The 2717-nt window shown below is 50.4% G+C and carries 2 protein-coding genes and 2 pseudogenes; all 4 read left to right on the forward strand.

Annotated features, from left to right (window positions below):
- Window positions 1-56 precede the first annotated feature (56 nt).
- Window positions 57-1580: pseudogene (locus D5269_RS17245) on the forward strand (VirD4-like conjugal transfer protein, CD1115 family); the annotation flags it as partial.
- Complete coding sequence (locus D5269_RS17250) at window positions 1567-1737, forward strand: hypothetical protein (RefSeq protein WP_002569167.1); 171 nt, start codon at window positions 1567-1569, stop codon at window positions 1735-1737. The pseudogene D5269_RS17245 and the gene D5269_RS17250, both read left to right, overlap by 14 nt.
- Before the next feature lie 409 nt (window positions 1738-2146).
- Window positions 2147-2362, forward strand: coding sequence for a Maff2 family mobile element protein (locus tag D5269_RS17255; RefSeq protein WP_002569168.1), 216 nt, complete (start codon window positions 2147-2149; stop codon window positions 2360-2362).
- Window positions 2363-2381: 19 nt separating this feature from the next.
- Window positions 2382-2585 (forward strand): annotated as a pseudogene (locus D5269_RS17260) (VirB6/TrbL-like conjugal transfer protein, CD1112 family); the annotation flags it as partial.
- Window positions 2586-2717: the final 132 nt, after the last annotated feature.

Raw genomic sequence — 2717 nt, forward strand, 5'->3', positions numbered from 1 at the left:
CGTTTCCCGCCGCGCTGAAAAGTTTTGCGTCAATAACTCAAAAAAGCACTTGACAAAATGCTTCATGGGGCGGGGCTGACGACATAAAGCCGTACACAGACCCGGTATTTGAGAACAATATCCCCTTAACGCAGACGGAACGGCTCACCATGAACAGCCGCCCGAAGCAGCCGAAATACGCAAGAAACAAAAATATTCTTGTAATCGGCGGTTCCGGCAGCGGCAAGACCCGGTTCTTTGTGAAACCGTCGCTCATGCAATGTACGTCAAAGGATTTTCCAACGTCGTATATCGTCACTGACCCGAAAGGAACACTGATTTTGGAAACCGGGAAAATGTTGCAGCGGTACAAATACCGTATCAAAGTGCTAAATACGATTAACTTCAAAAAATCCATGAAATACAATCCCTTTGCCTATCTGCGGAGCGAAAAGGACATTTTGAAATTAGTCAATACCATTATCGCCAACACCAAAGGCGACGGGGAAAAATCCGGCGAGGATTTCTGGGTGAAAGCGGAAAAGCTCTACTACACCGCACTAATCGGCTACATCTGGTATGAAGCCCCGGAGGACGAGAAGAACTTCACGACGCTGCTTGAAATGATAAATGCGTCGGAAGCCCGCGAGGACGACGAGGATTTCCAGAACCCGGTTGACCTCATGTTTGAACGTCTGGAAGAAAAAGACCCGGAACATTTTGCAGTCAAGCAGTACAAAAAATACAAACTTGCGGCGGGCAAGACCGCAAAAAGCATACTTATCTCATGCGGCGCGAGGTTAGCCCCATTCGACATTAAGGAGCTGCGGGAGCTTATGGAAACCGACGAAATGGAGCTTGACACCATAGGCGACAGAAAGACCGCCCTTTTCGTGATTATCAGCGACACCGACGATACTTTTAACTTTGTCGTGAGTATTCTCTACACACAGCTATTCAACCTCTTGTGCGACAAAGCAGATGATGAATACGGCGGGCGGCTTCCCGTCCATGTAAGGTGCTTACTTGATGAATTTGCGAATATCGGGCAGATACCAAAGTTTGAAAAGCTCATAGCCACCATACGGAGCCGGGAAATCTCCGCGTCAATCATCTTGCAGAGCCAGTCACAGCTAAAGGCAATCTACAAGGACAACGCCGATACCATAGTCGGCAACTGCGACACCACGCTTTTCTTGGGCGGCAAGGAGAAAACCACCCTTAAAGAAATATCGGAAATTTTAGGAAAAGAAACGATAGACAGCTTTAACACGTCCGAAACAAGGGGGCGGGAGCTTTCGCATGGGCTGAACTATCAGAAATTGGGAAAGCAGCTTATGACGGAAGATGAAATTGCAGTCATGGACGGAGGGAAATGTATCTTGCAGCTACGCGGGGTGCGCCCGTTCTTTTCGGACAAATTCGACATAACGAAGCACCCGAAATACAAGTACCTGTCCGACGCAGACCCGAAGAACGCCTTTGACATGGAAAAGCACCTAAGACGCCGCCCCGCCATTGTCAAACCCGACGAGGTTTTTGACTATTACGAGATTGACGCGGCAGACTTACAGGAGGACGCAGACCATGAGGAAACGTAGCGCAGAGGAAAAACAAAAGCAGCTTGAACGGTTTTTAATGAATGTTGCGGAAGCCGCCGACGCTGCATTATGGGAGTATTGGCGGGAAAAAGAAGCGGAACACCGCCGTTTTGCAACGGAGTATGTCACGCGCCGGGGGCTTATCCCGCAACAGTGACAGCATGGCAGACCGCCGGGGGACAGGGGAAGCTACACTTCCCCTACGCTGCCTTGCGGCAGCTACCCCTTTGTGAACTTGCGGGAAGCGAACACCTTGCTATGCAAGCTATTCACTTCCCGCAAGTCTGAATAATACCCGTCCGGCAGCACAGCGGGACACCGAAAGGAGGAATGGAAGCAATCACATATATCAATATCGGCTACATGATACGCGCCCCTACTTTCCGGCGCAGTACACAGCGGCAGGAGCCGCACCCCTTACAACTGAATACCGCCGCGCCGCAGAACTTACGCAGCGCGGGGACAGCCGCCTTTACCAGAGGGCGGTTTTTTTGTGCGGCGGCATATGCTGACCGCCTTTTGTCCGCTTGCCGGACAGCCGCAGACGCGGCAGAAAGGATATATTTATGGCATTTTTCAATAGCGCAGTAGACGTTTTGCAGACCCTTGTTGTAGCACTTGGAGCCGGGCTTGGTATCTGGGGCGTGATTAACCTCATGGAAGGCTACGGCAACGACAATCCGGGCGCGAAAAGTCAAGGCATGAAGCAGCTTATGGCGGGCGGCGGCGTCGCCCTTATCGGCATGACCCTTGTACCGCTGCTTTCCGGGCTGTTCGGTTAAGAAGCGCGGGTAAAGGCTTATGCAGAGCATACTTGACGCGATTAACGAATGGATAAAGGAAATCCTCATAGGAGCCATAAACGGTAATCTGTCAACTATGTTCGGGGACGTGAACGAAAAAGTCGGCACTATCGCCGCAGAGGTAGGGCAGACCCCGCAAGGGTGGAACGCAAATATATTCTCCATGATACAGACCCTTAGTGAGAATGTAATCGTACCCATTGTCAACGCCAATTTGAAATTGTAAGAAAACGCCGAAGAAATTTTGTAGTTTTTCGGCGGGGGGGGGGTAACAAAACTAAGCGTTTCCTTGCTCAAAAAGAGTGTTCACGATTTGCTGTTTCTGACGCATAAA

The sequence above is a fragment of the Anaerotruncus sp. 1XD42-93 genome, assembly GCF_009917605.1.
Lineage (GTDB): Bacteria > Bacillota > Clostridia > Oscillospirales > Ruminococcaceae > Anaerotruncus.